The organism is Peptoclostridium sp. AF21-18, from assembly GCF_003478825.1.
Taxonomy (GTDB): domain Bacteria; phylum Bacillota; class Clostridia; order Peptostreptococcales; family Peptostreptococcaceae; genus Peptacetobacter.
On sequence record NZ_QUGE01000013.1, the window covers coordinates 18,107 to 35,666 of the forward strand.

A 17,560-nucleotide genomic window follows, 5' to 3' on the forward strand; every position below is an offset into this window, starting at 1 on the left:
TTCAACCTAATTCCATTTGATAAGTATTGCCGAATAGAGAATGGTATGACCTAGTGCAATTCAAGTACAATAAAAGATGCTTCGCATTTGAATAAAAAAAGAGGAAGTGGCTTACCACTTCCAACATTGTATAAATTATATTATTGCTCCTCAGTAAAGGAAGGATGTGAAATAATATACTCAGCGACAATTGAAGACGCTACGCGGCTGAGCCTGGAGCGAGGATATTATTCACATCATTTTTACGCATTACTCCCAGTTGCGTACTGCCTCAGAGTAGTATGTTATCAACCGAGGTTTAGACAACGAATTAATCTCCACCTCACCTCTAGGCATCTCATCCTTACCAAACTCAAACAACGCATCTAAATTGCTCTCATCCAAAAACCTGGTATCGACATCTATCTCAAACATATCATCTAACTCCTTCTTAGAAGCTAGATTAAATCCCCAATCTCCAAAAGAGGGAACTTGAAGATGGTATGGCTTAACATAAAATCCCTCGCTTTCCAGAGTATCATTAATACACCAAAAAGCATTAGCAGCATAATATGGACTAGTAGATTGAACTGTCATAATACCATCATCTGTAAGAGAATTGCTGCAAAGTCTATAAAAAACATTAGTATAAAGTTTATTTAAAGACTCATTATTTGGATCTGGTAAATCGACGATAATAACGTCAAATTTCTTATCTGTATTTTTTAGAAACTGATAAGCATCTTGATTAACGATAGTTAGCCTATTGCTGTTTAACGAATTTTTATTAAGTTCTTTTATTTGCTTATTTTCCCTACAAAGATTTACCATATCTTTGTCTAAATCAACAAGGGTAATACTTGGTTCTTTATATTTCAAAATTTCTCTAACAGCAAGGCCATCGCCACCACCCAAAATAAGAACATTATCTCTATTCTTTGCCTCAGACATTGGAACATGGACAAGAGCCTCGTGATATCTATATTCGTCTGCTGAACTAAACTGTATATTTCCGTCTATAAACAGTCTTAAATCATCTTTGTGTTTAGTCATTACGATATGCTGATACTTTGTATGTTTTGAAAATATAACCCTATCTCTATATAAACCGTCCTCGACACGACTAGAAATATTATCTGAAAATAACATTCCAAGAAGCATAACAACAAATAAAATTACGACAGATATTCTATACACTTTTGGATTTATTAGCCTATCTGAATACTTAAAAATAATTAGAGTTGCTGCCAATGTGTTCATACAACCTATCAAAAATGATGTTGCAAAATATCCAAGATGTGGAAGGAGGATAATAGGGAATGCTATTGATCCAACAAGTCCACCTATATAGTCAAAACTAAATATAGATGAAAGAGTAACTCTAAGATTTTCATTATCGTCTTCAATAATTCTAGTAAGTATTGGAATTTCTGCACCGACAAATGTACCTATCACTATTATCTCTATATACATAACAATCTGATATGTTTCTAAATATAAATTTGCGTAGAATAGGATTAAAGCAGAAGTACCACCGACTATTGCTACACCTATTTCTATAAATACAAACCAATTAAAAAGATTGTTTTTCATATACTTAGAAATATAAGAGCCAAGTCCCATTGCGCACATATACAATCCAATTGTTATAGAGTATTGAAGAGTTGTGTCACCTATTAAATAAGAACTTACGGCACTTATTATAAGCTCATAGCATATTGAGCAGCCTGAAATAATAAGTGTCGTAAGCATTAAAAGTCTATATTTTTTCATCAATTAATCTCCTATTAACTGATAACACCGCTGATTACTAGTGCAAGTCCGATAAAGATACCGAACATCATAAGACCTGCAGCTACATTTCCGTTTCCAATTTCTTCGTTTAGGTTGTAGCGTTTATTAAATAGACTAACAACTACATATCCAAGTATTAAAAATACCACACCTAAAACAAAGTAAAGAGAAGTATTTAATATGCCAGATGCTAAACTTTCGCTGACAGCTTCTGCAGATGGTGACATAATTGCTGTGCGAAGAATAAGACCTATAGCTATAAATGAACCAGCGCTAAGCCAGCCAACAGCTTGGTTTCCCTTTTTAATTTCTGTAGGAAAATGACAAGGAACTACTAAATCTAAAAGGAAGTTGCCAAGCATCATAAATACTATTCCAAGTATCGAATATATTGCAATATTAGTGATTTCTGTTAAAAAAGCCATATTTTTAATCTCCTTTTTAAAAAATTATTTTCCGCTACTCAATCCACCACCAGAAGATGTTCTTGAGTTTACACTGTTTCTTTTTATACTATCTGAGTATGAATCATATTGATCAAACATATCTGTATCCAATCTTTCTCCATTGTAGTTTTCATAAGGAGAATGATGTCTTCTATACCTTCTAGCATCTCCTAAATATGCAGCAGAGTAGTAGTATCTTCTGTAATAACTATGGGTATGTGCAGATGAGTGATAAGGTTCTTTATCGGAAGTATAGGCGTATTTTCTATTTGAAATCTGTACAAGAACCTCATTTGATACAGATATATATACCATGCAGTATTCGTCTTCAGTTAGGATTGCAATGCTTTCACTTCCTTGAGTTTTGTCTTCTTCTACATCTAAAACATTGCCATCAACAGCTTCTATAATAGTCATTACTGTATCTTCCTTAGAAAGTGATGATTCGTACACATCTGCCTTTTCTCCATCATTTCCTGTAATTGAGGTAACATAAGTGAATTGGTTAGATTTTTTTAAGAATTTTGCAATAGACTTTCCTCCAACCATATTTCCTATAAAACCTATAGCAAATACAAGTAACATAGCTATTCCTATTACAAAGAAAGGATTGATTCTCTTTTTACCATTTCTAGAAGAAGCAGAGGGATTAGATGAATTTGTTGAAAAGTTGCTTGCATCTGAGGTATTTGCAAAACAGATTTCATTTTTATCTAGGTAATAACCTCTAGAAAATTCTTTTATATTGTCCCATTGCTCAACAGATATAATATTTTCTTCTGTTTTATCCTCGTATTCACAAAATGATGCACTATCACCAACGTCGATATCTACATCTCCAGAAACACTTACAACTTCCCGTATTCCTTTATCTACTTGATGATATCCGTCTAGTGAAAGTTCCCCAGCAGTCCAAGAAATAGAGTATTCTCTATACTTATCATCTATACTCAGCCACCGCTCACCAGGTCCAAATCTTTCAAGAAGTCTATACTCAAACCAAGTACAGTTATCCGAATAATTTCTAAACTGGATTTTTCCAACAATTTCATAGATTACTTCATCAACTTTTAAAAATTGACCGACATTATATTCCACACTCCGCACCTCCTTTAATATCTCTATTAAATCTATTTTGTTTTATTGATTTCGCATCAAAAGCATCTTTTAAAAACCCTCCAATAGATTCTGGAACTTTTTTATCACAAGAAAAAATATCTACAGCTACATATCCGTACTCTGGCCAAGTGTGAATTGAAAAATGTGATGTAGAAATAACCGCGATGTATGTTATTCCTATTGGAGAAAATTTGTGACTACATTCTTCTACTATATAAGCACCTATATCAGAAATAGCCTTATGTGCAATTTCTGTGACAAGTTCTAAATCATCTATCTTATTTTTATTACAATCGTACAAATCTAAAAATAATTGATACGCCATCTATTTCTCCTTTCAAAAATAAAATACAAAAATTTTAAATATTATAAATATTATAACATAGGAATTATACTAGGTTAATTGAAATATCAAATTTATATAAGCCTTAGTTTAACTAGATTGATAATAATCAATTATAGAACAGATTTATGCATATATAAAAAAATTGAATAAAAACTCATTACAAAATTCATTGATTTTTATACAGAAATTCAAGCTTTTGCTATATAATATAATTATAAATGTTAAATAATTGGAAAAATATTGGGTATTAATAAAAAACGGATATATAGAATATTTTAAGAAAGAGTGGGCTATATTATGAATTTCAAAAATACTTTGGAGTTAAATCAGTCTCAAAGGCTGATTTTAACTACACAGCTAAAGCAATCTCTCGCAATCCTTAATATGAGTAGACTAGAAGTAGAAGAAGAAATCAGAAAGGAGTCTGAGAGTAATCCTCTTTTAGAAGCTGAAAAAAATGAAGAAGGAATAGATTGGGAAAAATATATAAAGCATATGGAGTCTATCAATATTAGACAGGACAAAAATGATGCACCGTACAGTTCTGAGAATGCTGTCGATTTTGAAAATATGATAAGAAGTACCAGTAATCTATATGATTATTTAATAGATGAGTTAAAATACTTTAAGCTTACATTTGAGGAAAAAAGAATTTGTAAATATATAATAGATAGTTTGGATGAGGACGGGTACCTTAGAATAAACGATAAGGAAATTTATGATGAGTTAAGAGTAGATGCTAGTCTTTTTAGAAGATGCTTGGATATAGTTCAACAGCTAGATCCACCGGGAATAGGAGCGAGAAATATTTCTGAGTGTTTAATACTTCAGCTTGAGAGAATGGGGATTTCAAATAATATAGTTGAAAATATAATTATGAATGACTTGGAGCTTATCGGAAGAAATAAGCTAAAAGATATAGCTAAGAAGTATAAAATAAGTATAGAAAAATGTAAGGAAGCTATTGAGATTATAAGACATCTTGATCCTAAGCCTGGTAGAGCTTGTTCAAATGATAAGTGTGTTTATGTACAGCCTGATGTTATTGTAGATAAGATTGATGGGAAATACATTGTACATACAAATGAAAAGGATGTATACAATATAAAGATAAATGATTTTTATCGGAATATGATGACTGATAAGGAGTCAGATAAAGAAGCTAAGGAATTTATAAAAGAGAGATTAAATTCTGCAGCAACTCTTATTAAAAATATAGAGAGCAGAAAGAGTACAATTCTTAGAATTGCAGAGGCTATTATAGAAGAGCAGCAGGAGTTTATCCAAAAAGGTGAAAAATATATCAAACCTATGAAGATGAAGGATATTGCAGATAAGCTTGAGATTCACGAATCTACTGTCAGTAGAGGGGTGAATGGAAAGTATATGCTTACTCCATTTGGGCTTTATGAGTTTAAATTCTTCTTTAATGCAGCTCTGGAAACTGATAATTCATCAGAAGGAGCATCTAGTGCGGGAATTAAGAGGGATATTAAAGATATAATAGATGGAGAAAACAAGAAAAAACCTCTTAGCGACGATGCTATTTCTAAGATGTTAAAAGAAAAAGGCGTGAGTGTGGCTAGAAGAACTGTTGCAAAATACAGAGAAGAGATGGGAATACCGTCTTCAAGTAGAAGAAAAGAATTCTAATATTAGAAATATAAAATTAAAAAATAGAGAGATTAAACCTCGTATGTTGATTAGATAAAAAATCAATGTACGAGGTTTTATTTTTTGTAAAATAAATACAATTATTTGTATTGAAATGAAATAATAAAATGGATAAAATTCTTATAGAGGGTCAAATTTGCTCCCACAATATTGTCATAGATTATAGAAAAAATACTATTAAATTTTGGTTAAAAAATTTGAATCAATTTGAGGAAAAAATTGGGAAAAATTTAGGGAAAACGGTTTAAACAAACGTTAAAATTCTAATATTTTTGATATATCGTTTTCTTTTGCAAAAAAACAAAAAACTTTTAATAATTTTCAAAAAAAGTATTGAAATATTGGAGCAAATCTTATACAATAAAATTAACTTGTGGGACTGAAATAAACATAGGGGACAAAAAAAGTCCCAATCAGAAAAGCAAGAAGGAGTAATTATGAGAAAGTTGATAGAGATACAGAAAAAGCTCATCCCACATGCGATAGAGCTTATGGAAAGAAGATATATAATACTCAGACAAATATCTGTTAGTCAGCCAATTGGAAGAAGAACTCTTTCAAATCGCTTAGGAATAAGTGAGAGGGTTGCTAGAACAGAAACAGAGTTTTTAAAAGAGCAAGGTCTGATAAATGTAGCTGTATCTGGAATGACTGTAACAGAAGAAGGAGAAGAACTTCTTAAAAAATTAAAAGATGTTATGGTAGATATAATGGGTATAACAAACCTTCAGGAACAGGTTAGAGAAAAGCTTGGAATTAAGAAAGTTGTAGTTGTCCCAAGAAACTGTGAAGATGATGAAACAGTTTTAAAAGATGTAGCTAAGGAAGGTTCAGAGTACTTCTTAAGTGTATTAAAAGATGGAGATAAGGTAGCGATAACTGGTGGAACAACGATGTTAGAATTTGCCGATTCTGTGAAAACAGAAAAGAAATTCGAAGATTCATTAGTAGTTCCTGCTAGAGGAAGTGTTGGGACAGAGGTTGAAACTCAGTCAAACAACATAACAGCTAGATTAGGAAAAAATATCCATTCAGATTATGAATTACTTCATATTCCAGATGAGCTTGGAGAAGATGCTATGAGAACTTTAGCACAGATTCCAGACATAAGAAGAACATTAAAGAATATAACAGAAACTGATATATTAGTTTTTAGTATAGGAAGAGCTGATGTGATGGCAGAGAGAAGACATCTTAATGAAAATCTTAAAAAAGAGATTCTTGATAGCAATGCAGTCGGTGAAGCTTTTGGTTATTACTTCGATAAAGATGGAAATGTGGTGCACAGACTTAGCACAGTAGGTATAGATCTTGATACCTACTCAAAAGTTAAAGAGAATATTTTGATATTTGCCGGAGTCGAAAAAGTAGAGGCTTTCATGGCAATATCTGAAATAAACAAGAACTTAGTTCTTATAACTGATGAGCTTAGTGCTCAGAAAATACTTGGATATAAATAAGTATATAATTACGGTAAAACCGCAAAAATAAAAAATTTTAAATTACTTTAGGAGGTAGCGACATGGTAAAAGTAGCTATAAATGGTTTTGGTAGAATAGGTAGATTAGCATTAAGAAAGATGATGGAACAGCCAGAAAAATTCGAGGTTGTAGCAATAAATGACTTAACAGATGCAAAAATGCTTGCACATTTATTCAAATACGACACAGCACAGGGAAGATTCAATGGTGAAATAGAAGTTAAAGAAGGTGCTTTCGTAGTTAACGGAAAAGAAATACAGGTAACAGCTGAAAGAAATCCAGAAAACTTACCTTGGAAAGAATTAAACGTTGATATAGTTCTTGAATGTACAGGATTCTTCACTTCAAAAGATAAAGCAGAAGCTCATATAAAAGCAGGTGCTAAAAAAGTTGTTATATCAGCTCCAGCAACAGGAGATTTAAAAACAATAGTTTACAACGTAAACAGTGATATATTAGATGGTACAGAAACAGTTATATCTGGTGCTTCTTGTACAACAAACTGCTTAGCTCCAATGGCTAAAGCATTAAACGACAAATTCACTTTAGAAAAAGGTCTTATGACAACTATACATGCTTACACTAATGACCAGAATACATTAGATGGCCCTCACGCTAAAGGTGATTTAAGAAGAGCAAGAGCTGCAGCTGGAAACATAGTTCCTAACACAACTGGTGCTGCAAAAGCTATAGGTTTAGTTATACCAGAATTAAACGGTAAATTAGACGGAGCTGCACAGAGAGTTCCAGTAGTAACTGGTTCATTAACTGAATTAGTTTGTACTTTAGGTAAAAAAGTTACAGTTGAAGAAGTAAACGCAGCAATGAAAGAAGCAGCTAACGAATCATTCGGATACAATGAAGACATGATAGTATCTTCTGATATAGTTGGTATGAGCTACGGATCATTATTCGATGCTACTCAGACAAGAGTTATGGAAGTAGATGGACAGCAGTTAGTTAAAGTTGTTTCTTGGTACGATAACGAAATGTCTTACACTTCTCAGTTAATAAGAACATTAGGATACTTTGCAGGATTAAGCAAATAATTAAACAAATAATTTAAAATTGTTAACCTATATACACTTTATAATATAAAACTTGAATACATTTAAACCTTAATATGATGTATGTACCCCCATACATACAGAGTTATTAATGTACTTCAGACGAAAAAAGTCCTAGTTTGTAGTTTTTTTACTGCGGACTCGGGCTTTTTTTGTAGATATGGAAAAGATAAACGATATACATAAAATATAAATAATATGGTATATTTATAATAGGAAGGTATGATTAAGTCATACTTTAAAAAAATACTTCAAATAAAAGGAGAAATTACTTATGTCAATGCTTAACAAAAAAACAATCGAAGATATACAGGTTGCAGGAAAAAAAGTTCTAGTAAGATGCGACTTCAATGTGCCACTAAAAGACGGTGTAATAACTGATGAAAACAGATTAAATGGTGCATTACCAACAATAAAATATCTTATAGATCACAACGCTAGAGTAATACTTTGCTCTCACTTAGGTAAACCAAAAGGAGAAGCTAAACCAGAATTATCTTTAGCACCAGTAGCAAAAAGATTATCTGAAATGTTAGGACAGGAAGTAAAATTCGCTGCAGATGACTGTGTAGTAGGAGAAAATGCTAAAAAAGCAGCTGCAGAAATGAAAGACGGAGAAGTAATATTACTTCAGAATACAAGATATAGAAAAGAAGAAACTAAAAACGAAGAAAACTTCTCAAAAGAATTAGCATCACTTGCAGAAATATTCGTAAACGATGCTTTCGGTACTGCTCATAGAGCTCACTGCTCAACAGTAGGTGCTGGTGAATTCTTAGAAGAAAGAGCTTGCGGATACTTAATACAGAAAGAATTAAAATTCTTAGGAGAAGCTGTTGAAACTCCAGAAAGACCATTCGTTGCAATATTAGGTGGAGCAAAAGTTTCTGATAAATTAGGTGTTATAAACAACTTATTAGACAAAGTAGACACACTTATAATAGGTGGAGGAATGGGATATACATTCCTTAAAGCTATGGGACATGAAATAGGAAACTCACTTTGTGAAGATGATAAAATAGATTACGTAAAAGAAATGATGGCTAAAGCTGAAGCTAAAGGTGTTAAATTATTATTACCAATAGACGTGACTTACGCTGCTAAATTTGGAGAAAATGAAACTCCAATGATATCTGAAGGAAGAGATATACCAGCTGACTGTGAAGGTCTTGATATAGGACCAAAAACTGCTGAATTATTCGCTAATGAAGTTAAAGCAGCTAAAACAGTTGTATGGAATGGACCAATGGGTGTATTTGAATTCAAAAACTTTGCAAAAGGTACTGAAGCAGTAGCAAAAGCTATGGCAGAAACAGAAGCCGTTACTATAATAGGTGGTGGAGACTCTGCAGCAGCTGTTAACCAGATGGGATTCGGAGATAAAATGACTCACATATCTACAGGTGGTGGAGCTTCTCTTGAATTCTTAGAAGGAAAAGAATTACCAGGTATAGCTTCTTTAGACGAAAAATAAGAAGAACATACTATAAAATAGATAAAATTTTGGAGGATATAGACATGAGAAAACCTATAATAGCAGGAAACTGGAAAATGAATAAAACTATAAAAGAAGCTTTAGAATTCGCTGAAGCAGTTAAAGGAAAAACTTGCCCAGATAAAGCTGAAGCAGTTATATGTGCACCTTTCACATTATTAAAAGACCTTAAAGAAGCAGTAGCAGGTACTGATATAAAAATAGGTGCTCAGAACATGCACTTTGAAGATAACGGAGCTTTCACTGGAGAAGTTGCACCAGCAATGCTTAAAGAAATAGGTATGGACTATGTTATAATAGGACATTCTGAAAGAAGACAGTACTTCAATGAAACTGATGAAACAGTAAACAAAAAAGTATTAAAAGCTTTAGAAGTTGGTATAGATCCAATAGTTTGCTGTGGTGAAACATTAGAAGAAAGAGAAGCTGACAAAACTAAAGATGTAGTTAAAGTTCAGGTTGAAGCTGCTCTTAAAGATGTAGCTAAAGAAGATTTAGCTAAAGTTGTAATAGCTTACGAACCAATATGGGCTATAGGAACTGGAAAAACTGCAACTTCAGAACAGGCAAACGACGTAATAGCTTACATAAGAGAAGTTGTTAAAGGATTATATGGAGAATTAGCTGAAGAAGTTAGAATACAGTACGGTGGATCTGTTAAACCAGCAAATGTAGCTGAAATAATGGCACAGAGCGATATAGATGGTGCATTAGTTGGTGGAGCAAGCTTAAAAGCTGAAGACTTCCTTGCATTACTTAACTTCTAATTAATACTATTAGATTAATTACGATAAGTGATAGATTTAAGAGTATAGTTTTTAAGGAGATATAAATATGAAAAAACCAGTAGCATTAGTAATAATGGATGGATATGGATATTCTAAAGAACACGACGGAAATGCTATATACACAGCAAAAACTCCAAACTTAGATAGATTATCTACTGATTATCCATGTACTTTAATGAGAGCAAGTGGACTAGATGTAGGTCTTCCTGATGGACAGATGGGTAACTCAGAAGTTGGTCATACAAACATAGGTGCAGGAAGAATAGTATACCAGCCACTTACAAGAATAACAAAATCAATACAGGACGGAGATTTCTTCACTAATGAAGTTCTTTGTCAGGCAATGGAAAATGCAAAAGAAAATGCACTACACATAATGGGATTATTATCTGATGGTGGAGTACATTCTCACATAGAACATTTAAAAGGTCTTTTAGACATGGCAGCTAAAAAAGGAGTAGAAAAAGTATATGTTCATGCGTTTACAGATGGTAGAGATACTGATCCAAGAAGTGCAATAGGATATGCTAAAGAAACTCTTGAAGCTATGAAAAAAGCTGGTGTCGGTGAATTTGCAACAGTATCAGGAAGATACTATGCAATGGACAGAGATAACAGATGGGAAAGAGTAGAACTTGCATACAATGCAATGGTTAAAGGTGAAGGAAACAAATCAGAATGTATATTAGATGCTATAGAAAAATCTTACGCAGATGATGTAAATGACGAATTTATAGTACCTACAGTAATCGAAAAAGATGGTAAACCTGTAGCTACAATAAAAGAAAATGATTCTGTAATATTCTTCAACTTCAGACCAGATAGAGCAAGACAGATAACAAAAGCAATAGCTGTTAAAGATTTTGATGGATTCGCTAGAGAATACTTCAATACATATTTCGTATGCTTAACTGAATACGATGCAGCTATAAACGACGATGTTAATGTTGCCTACAAACCTGAAACTCTTGTAAATACACTAGGTGAATACCTAGCTAAAAACGGAAAACTTCAGTTAAGAGCAGCAGAAACAGAAAAATATGCTCACGTTACATTCTTCTTCAACGGTGGTGTAGAAGAACCTAATGAAGGAGAAGACAGATTATTAATACCTTCTCCAAAAGTAGCAACTTATGATTTACAGCCAGAAATGTCTGCAAATGAACTACTTGCAAACGTAGAAGAAAAATTAAACGAAGATAAATACGACTTCATAGTTGTAAACTTCGCAAACCCAGACATGGTTGGACACACAGGAAGCATGGATGCAGCAGTAAAAGCTGTTGAAACTGTTGACAAATGTGTTGGAGAATTAGCTGATAAGATAATAGCAAAAGGTGGAAGCTTAATAATAACTGCTGACCACGGAAATGCTGAACTTATGACAGATCCTGAAACAGGAAAAACTGTAACAGCTCACTCAACAAATCCAGTTCCATTTATAGTAGCTGGAGAAGAATACAAAGGAGCAAAACTTCTTGACGACGGAAGATTATCAGATATAGCTCCAACAGTACTTGACATGATGGGAATGGAACAGCCAAAAGAAATGACTGGTCACTCTCTAATAGTTAGATAATTTGAGTTGAGATTTAGAAAATTCGATTTGAGTATTTAATTTAATTGAATGTTTTAGTATTGATTAATTAAAAGAATAGATATTAATATCTTATCCGAGTATAGATTACATAAAAAATATAATAAAATAAGAAAACTTTAAAATTTATCCATCAAATAAATTTTATCTATACAAGGACAAAGATTAATATAAACGGATAGAGTCATTGCGAATTGCGGTGGCTCTTTTTCTTTTGTTAAAAATATAAAATTTATTATTCAAGTTTATAATTTGTTGAAAAATAGGAAAATAAGTTTGGATTAAGTTAGTGACAATATAATTACAGATGATGCTCAACTATTGTGTTAAAAACAAAACGATGATAACATAAAAACACCTAAAAGACGTCTCAAAAATAAATTTTAAGGAGTGAAAAAAATGATAAACTTCTCTAAAAAAATGTATATCCAAAAGAAACAAATAATAAAATATGCTTGGTTTTGTGGATACTAGGAATAATAACTGTAATAATGTATATATTTGGAATAAAGGTATCAAATATATACATAATAATAAACATTGCTGTAAATGTATACTTAAATCATAAAAAGCAAGATAAATAACTACTATTCTAGCGAAACTTGCGAGTTACTCCAGTTATAAATATATAAAAATAAGATGGCAAAATTTTTATCGGCAATCTTTTTCGATTTACGAGTTTATAAAAAGAGTTGAGTATATTATATTGAAGCGACAATCCATAACAGTTTTCATTATATAAAAGGAAAAGCAATTTTATAAAATAGAACGAATTAATTTATAAAATAAAAATAGCAAGATAAATAACTACTATTCTAGCGACACTTGGAGACGCCTACTTTTTTCTTTAGAGAGGCGTCGGAACCGTGGAGCAGATAGTAGTTATTTTCTTGTTTTTATTTTAAAATTAATTCGTTTTTATTCTTATAACATTGATTTTCCTGAAGCCACTCTTCCCGCAATTCTTCCATAGAATAATGCTCCACCAATTGATGTTCCACAAGTTGGATATTCTGTTCCATACATACCAGTTCCTGCAACCTCTCCAGCTGCGAATAATCCTGGTATTGGATTACCATTATTATCTAAAACTCTTGAAGATAAATCAGTTTCAAGACCACCAAATGTAACTGTTACACAAGGATGTAATCTAAGTGAAGCGAATTTTGGTCCTTCTATTGGGTGAAGGAATTTAGCAGGTTTACCAAAATCTTCATCCTCACCTTTTTCAACTAATTCGCAATATCTATCGTATGTTGCTCTTAAAGTTTTTGGATCTATATGGATTTTTTCAGCTAATTCTTCTATACTATCTGCAACTTTATCTCTACTGACACCATCTAAAGCCTGTTTAAATCCATACTGAACACCACCATAAGGCTCATTTCCACTAGTTATATACCAACCGCAGTTGCTGTTAGAATTTGCAATAGTGTCTGAAACGTGGTACTGATAGCTCCATTCATTTACAACGCGTTCTCCTCTTTCATTGACAATTAATCCAGATTCGTCATTTATACCAATTCCACAAGTTAAACTAGTATATACAACCTGAACACCTGGATGAACTAGGTTTTTAGCACCTATATTTTCTGCAGCAACTAGACCTTCACCAGTATTGCTCTTTGGAGCAGTAGAGAAGTAGTGTGCAACTGGATATCTTGAACACATTTCTTTGTTTCTAGCATATCCTCCAGTAGTGATTATAACAGCGTCTTTTGCGTAAACAGTTAATTTTGAGCCATCTAATTTATCGCACACAGCACCGACAACTCTTCCAGTTTCGTCAGTTAATAATTCTTTTAAAGCAGTATTGTAAATTATTTCTCCATTTAATTTATCTACATAGTGGTGAGTCATTGGAGTAGTTATTTCTCCACCCTGACCATTTGTCTGTCCACCACCGCCCATGCTGTTGTGAACACGCCAAGGCTGAAGTGAAACGTGTATTGCTTCAACGTCCTGAACTTCGTACCCCATACCACATAGCCAATCTAAAGTATCATTTAAATTATCTACTAAGTATCTATTTTTAGAAGGGTTCATGAAATCTCCACGACGATTACCAACTTCCATTAGATAGTCGTAACAATCTTCTACAGTATCGTGAATTCCCTGTTTTTTCTGCCATTTTGTACCACATCCGAGAAGTTTTCCTCCTGAACGAGCAGTAGAACCACCTGTGATCCCCTGTTTTTCTATAAGTACAACATTTTTACCTGCTTCTTTAGCTTCAATTGCAGCAGCTAAACCACCTGCTCCAGCTCCAAAAACAGCTATATCTACATTTAATATCTCGTCTTTTGCTTCTTTAACTAAAGGATATGGAACATTTTTTAAAGCTTCGATATCCTCGTCAGTAGCACCGGCTTCTTTTAAAGCACTTGCTACAGCGTCTAATATAGCCTGACTTGTAAGGTCTGCACCATTTACAAGGGGTATATTAAGAGATTGGAATTCTATAATCTGTGGTGGAATTACTTCTATTGGAGATGTTGGAAGATCCCAAGCAAGACCACGAACTTCTTTGTGTTTAACTATCTGAATATCAGATATTTTGTCTTCAGTTACAGTTACATTAACTACTAATTTTCCTCGATAACCACGAGCAGCACCTTCATAAGTGCCTGGAATATAATTTGCCATCGAAAAATCCTCCCTTTACAATACAAAAAAATAATGTAATTCTTGTTAAAAATAAAACTATTTCTACATAATTGAGTATATAAGAAGGATTTTAAAAAATCTATGTTGCAATATTTTGAAAAAATGCTATTTAATAAAAAAGATAGAAAATGTCATATAATGTATGAATAATTTAACAATTTTTGTCGTAGTAAATTATAACCAAATGTAAAATTTGTGACGTCTATTTTATTGAACTTTTTTGATAGGAGTAGATAATTTTTGAATTAAAAATTATTATTCAAGTTTATAATTTGTTGAAAAATAGCGAAATATATGTTATACTAAAATGTAAGAATATATTCGATAAACAGGAGGGAACAGTATGGTTAATGTTTTAATGGCGTTACAAGTTGCACTTGGTATAGCTTTAATAATAGTTATAATGCCACAGGAAAATAAAACTGCTATGCCTTCTCAGTATGGAGCAGAAGGAAATCAGACATACTTCAAACCAAAGGGAAAACAGGCATTTTTAAACAAAGTAACTAAAGTAGTGTCAGTTTTATTCTTTTTAAATGCACTAGCATTAATTATAGTTACAAAATAGTCTGCAACCGGCCATTGTTAGACTAGAGGATTTTAAAATTAAATTTAATTTTGAAGTAGGAGATACCGTTGATGTTATTAGATGTCGACGGTATTTTTTTATTTTAAAATTATTTGAAATATTTATGATAAAATATATTAATATCCACTAATATGTTATATAATATTGAGAAATAACAAAATAAACAATAAATAAAAAATTCCCTAAAAATTTAATAAAACAAACAAAATAACACAGATTTAGCCTAAAAAAAGTAAATAAGGTGTATAATATAGTAAACATCAATAAAGATATATATGTAGTAAATAATATAAATTAGAGAAAAAAAGAAGGAGGTATAACTATGATACCTGGATTAAAAGAACAATTAGTAGGTTTAATAAACGAACCTGGATATGTTCCACTAAAAATGGAAGAACTAGCAAAAATATTTGACATACATACATCAGAAAGACCGATGTTCTACAACTTCATAGAAGAACTAGAACAGGATGGGTATGTAGTTAGAACTAAAAAGAATAAAATAATGTCTGCAGAACAGGCAGGACTTTTTGTAGGAAAGTTTGTCGCACACGAAAAAGGATTTGGATTTGTTGAGTCAGATGAAGAATTTGTTCAGGACTTATTCATTCCAGCTGACTATGTAGAAACTGCAATGCATGGAGATAGAGTAGTTGCTGAGGTTGTAAAGGAAGCGACTGATGAAAGAAGAGCAGAAGGAAAAATACTTAGAATAGTTAAGAGAGAAATAACTGAGGTTGTAGGTACTTTCCAGAAATGCGATGCTAGATTTGCGTTTGTCGTTCCAGATAGCAAAAGACTTACAAAAGACGTATACGTTCCAAAATCAGGATTTAACGGAGCAACTACTGGGGACAAAGTTGTCTGCAAGATAACTTTATATCCAAGAGCTGGCAAAAAACCAGAAGGAGTTGTAACTGAAGTTATAGGGAAAAAGGGAGATAGATACGTTGAAATAGACTCTATTGTAAGGGCAAATAATTTGCCTGATGATTTCCCTAAAAAAGTTCAGAGAGAGGCAGAACAGATAACAGCTCCAACAGAGGCTGATTTTGAAGGAAGACTTGATTTAAGAGATTGGAATATATTCACAATAGACGGCGACGATGCTAAAGATTTAGACGATGCTATTTCTATAGAAAAATTAAAAAATGGAAACTACAAACTTGGGGTACATATAGCCGATGTTAGCCATTATGTAACTGAGGGCAGCAAAATAGATAAAGAAGCACTAAAAAGAGCGACTTCTGTTTATCTAGTAGATAAGGTAATTCCAATGCTTCCAAAGGAATTATCTAACGGTGTCTGCAGTTTAAATCGGGGTGAGGATAAACTTGCACTTTCTGTAATAATGGAAATAGATAAACACGGTACTGTTGTGGACCACGATATTAGAGAAACTGTTATAGATTCAAAAGCGAGAATGACTTACACAGAAGTGTCTGATATTCTTGAAAAAAATGACGAAAAATTATGCAAAACATTTGCTCACTTAGTAGATGATTTTAGAACAGCTGAGGAATTAGCTAGAATCCTTATGGATAAAAGAGATAGAAGAGGAGCGATAGATTTCAACTTCCCAGAATCTAAAATAGTACTTGATTCTGAAGGAATCCCTGTTGATATAGAGCCTTATGAAAGAAGAATAGCAAACAGAATGATAGAAGAGTTTATGCTTGTTACAAATGAAACTGTTGCAGAACACTTCTACTGGTTAACAATGCCATTTGTCTACAGAATTCACGAAAACCCATCTGATGAAAAAATGGCTACTTTAGGAAAATTCATATCTAGCTTTGGATACAAGGTAAATAATGGAAAAGATGAAGAAGTTCATCCAAAAGCATTACAGACTGTTCTTAAAAAGATAGCTGGAAAACCAGAAGAAAGTGCAATAAGTGCAATAATGCTTAGATCTTTAAGACAGGCGAGATATTCTTCAAACTGTGAAGGTCACTTTGGACTAGCAGCTAAATTCTACTGCCACTTCACTTCTCCAATAAGAAGATACCCTGACCTTCAGATACACAGAGTTATAAAAGAAGTGATAAATGGAAGAATGGACAAAAAAGCAAAGGCTCACTTTGAAGCAGTTGTGTCTTATGCATCAGACCATTCATCTGAACAGGAAAGAGCAGCAGATGTTGCAGAAAGAGAAGTTGACGATTACTACAAAGCAGTATACATGGAAAAAAGAATTGGTCAAGAATATGATGGTACTGTTTCTGGAGTTACAAACTTCGGTATATTTGTAGAGCTACCTAGCAGCGTTGAAGGTCTTGTAAGACTTGCCGATATGGGAGATGATTACTACAATTACGACGAAGAAAACTTCTGTGTTCTTGGAGAAAGAACTAAGAAAATGTACAAAATCGGTGACTCTGTAAGAATAAAAGTAGTAAACGTAGATATAGATAGAAAAGAAATAGACTTCAAGATACTTAAAAAATATTAAGTTATTAATTATAAAAATATTAATTAGTTCTAAAATACAATAAAAACAGATTTGTCTACTATA

13 protein-coding genes are annotated in these 17,560 nt (G+C 32.6%); 8 read left to right on the forward strand and 5 right to left on the reverse strand.

All coding sequences use genetic code 11. The annotated features are described in order from the left end of the window. Positions 1 to 249: 249 nt before the first annotated feature. Genes DWX74_RS06860 through speD form a run of 4 tightly spaced genes read right to left on the reverse strand, consistent with a single transcriptional unit; the run spans position 250 to position 3,663 of the window. Positions 250 to 1,752, reverse strand: a complete 1,503-nt coding sequence (locus DWX74_RS06860; protein WP_118549311.1) for a polyamine aminopropyltransferase — start codon at positions 1,750 to 1,752, stop codon at positions 250 to 252. A 14-nt stretch (positions 1,753 to 1,766) separates the two neighbouring features. Then, complete coding sequence (locus DWX74_RS06865) at positions 1,767 to 2,198, reverse strand: DUF350 domain-containing protein (protein WP_118549312.1); 432 nt, start codon at positions 2,196 to 2,198, stop codon at positions 1,767 to 1,769. Between the two features lie 24 nt (positions 2,199 to 2,222). Continuing rightward, positions 2,223 to 3,317: a DUF4178 domain-containing protein gene (locus tag DWX74_RS06870; RefSeq protein ID WP_158573244.1), complete on the reverse strand. Its 1,095-nt coding sequence runs from the start codon at positions 3,315 to 3,317 to the stop codon at positions 2,223 to 2,225. Then, positions 3,307 to 3,663, reverse strand: coding sequence for an adenosylmethionine decarboxylase (speD, locus tag DWX74_RS06875; RefSeq protein WP_118549314.1), 357 nt, complete (start codon positions 3,661 to 3,663; stop codon positions 3,307 to 3,309). The genes DWX74_RS06870 and speD overlap by 11 nt, the downstream gene beginning before the upstream one ends. Before the next feature lie 318 nt (positions 3,664 to 3,981). On the opposite strand from speD, the gene rpoN reads away from it, so the two are divergent. The 6 genes from rpoN to gpmI all read left to right on the forward strand — a co-directional run bounded on the left by rpoN (position 3,982) and on the right by gpmI (position 11,768). Further along, the gene (gene rpoN / locus DWX74_RS06880; protein ID WP_118549315.1) at positions 3,982 to 5,337 is read left to right on the forward strand and encodes an RNA polymerase factor sigma-54; all 1,356 of its coding nucleotides are present in this window, start codon (positions 3,982 to 3,984) and stop codon (positions 5,335 to 5,337) included. 458 nt (positions 5,338 to 5,795) lie between these two features. Next, positions 5,796 to 6,818 carry a sugar-binding transcriptional regulator gene (locus DWX74_RS06885; RefSeq protein ID WP_118549316.1) on the forward strand — a complete coding sequence of 341 codons (1,023 nt, stop codon included), beginning with the start codon at positions 5,796 to 5,798 and terminating at the stop codon, positions 6,816 to 6,818. 62 nt (positions 6,819 to 6,880) lie between these two features. Continuing rightward, positions 6,881 to 7,888 carry a type I glyceraldehyde-3-phosphate dehydrogenase gene (gene gap / locus DWX74_RS06890; protein ID WP_118549317.1) on the forward strand — a complete coding sequence of 336 codons (1,008 nt, stop codon included), beginning with the start codon at positions 6,881 to 6,883 and terminating at the stop codon, positions 7,886 to 7,888. Between the two features lie 292 nt (positions 7,889 to 8,180). Continuing rightward, positions 8,181 to 9,380, forward strand: coding sequence for a phosphoglycerate kinase (locus DWX74_RS06895; RefSeq protein WP_118549318.1), 1,200 nt, complete (start codon positions 8,181 to 8,183; stop codon positions 9,378 to 9,380). A gap of 44 nt (positions 9,381 to 9,424) precedes the next feature. Next, the gene (gene tpiA / locus DWX74_RS06900) at positions 9,425 to 10,168 is read left to right on the forward strand and encodes a triose-phosphate isomerase (RefSeq protein ID WP_118549319.1); all 744 of its coding nucleotides are present in this window, start codon (positions 9,425 to 9,427) and stop codon (positions 10,166 to 10,168) included. Positions 10,169 to 10,235: 67 nt separating this feature from the next. Beyond that, a complete protein-coding gene (gene gpmI, locus DWX74_RS06905; protein WP_118549320.1) occupies positions 10,236 to 11,768 on the forward strand; it encodes a 2,3-bisphosphoglycerate-independent phosphoglycerate mutase in 1,533 nt (510 codons plus the stop codon). Positions 11,769 to 12,710: 942 nt separating this feature from the next. Here gpmI and DWX74_RS06910 read toward each other — a convergent pair. Beyond that, entirely contained in the window at positions 12,711 to 14,432 is a 1,722-nt protein-coding gene (locus DWX74_RS06910) for an FAD-dependent oxidoreductase (RefSeq protein ID WP_118549321.1), read from the reverse strand. A 364-nt stretch (positions 14,433 to 14,796) separates the two neighbouring features. Here DWX74_RS06910 and secG point away from each other — a divergent pair, with 364 nt between their 5' ends. Both secG and rnr read left to right on the forward strand, forming a co-directional pair. After that, positions 14,797 to 15,021 (forward strand): preprotein translocase subunit SecG, encoded by a 225-nt coding sequence (secG, locus tag DWX74_RS06915; protein ID WP_006439755.1) that lies wholly within the window; start codon positions 14,797 to 14,799, stop codon positions 15,019 to 15,021. A gap of 343 nt (positions 15,022 to 15,364) precedes the next feature. Further along, complete coding sequence (rnr, locus tag DWX74_RS06920) at positions 15,365 to 17,497, forward strand: ribonuclease R (protein WP_118549322.1); 2,133 nt, start codon at positions 15,365 to 15,367, stop codon at positions 17,495 to 17,497. Positions 17,498 to 17,560: the final 63 nt, after the last annotated feature.

Coding starts and splice junctions, on each gene's coding strand:
- DWX74_RS06860 (WP_118549311.1), bottom strand. CDS start 1,752: ATGAAAAAATATAGACTTTTAATGCTTACGACACTTATTATTTCAGGC.
- DWX74_RS06865 (WP_118549312.1), bottom strand. CDS start 2,198: ATGGCTTTTTTAACAGAAATCACTAATATTGCAATATATTCGATACTT.
- speD (WP_118549314.1), bottom strand. CDS start 3,663: ATGGCGTATCAATTATTTTTAGATTTGTACGATTGTAATAAAAATAAG.
- rpoN (WP_118549315.1), top strand. CDS start 3,982: ATGAATTTCAAAAATACTTTGGAGTTAAATCAGTCTCAAAGGCTGATT.
- DWX74_RS06885 (WP_118549316.1), top strand. CDS start 5,796: ATGAGAAAGTTGATAGAGATACAGAAAAAGCTCATCCCACATGCGATA.
- gap (WP_118549317.1), top strand. CDS start 6,881: ATGGTAAAAGTAGCTATAAATGGTTTTGGTAGAATAGGTAGATTAGCA.
- DWX74_RS06895 (WP_118549318.1), top strand. CDS start 8,181: ATGTCAATGCTTAACAAAAAAACAATCGAAGATATACAGGTTGCAGGA.
- tpiA (WP_118549319.1), top strand. CDS start 9,425: ATGAGAAAACCTATAATAGCAGGAAACTGGAAAATGAATAAAACTATA.
- gpmI (WP_118549320.1), top strand. CDS start 10,236: ATGAAAAAACCAGTAGCATTAGTAATAATGGATGGATATGGATATTCT.
- DWX74_RS06910 (WP_118549321.1), bottom strand. CDS start 14,432: ATGGCAAATTATATTCCAGGCACTTATGAAGGTGCTGCTCGTGGTTAT.
- secG (WP_006439755.1), top strand. CDS start 14,797: ATGGTTAATGTTTTAATGGCGTTACAAGTTGCACTTGGTATAGCTTTA.
- rnr (WP_118549322.1), top strand. CDS start 15,365: ATGATACCTGGATTAAAAGAACAATTAGTAGGTTTAATAAACGAACCT.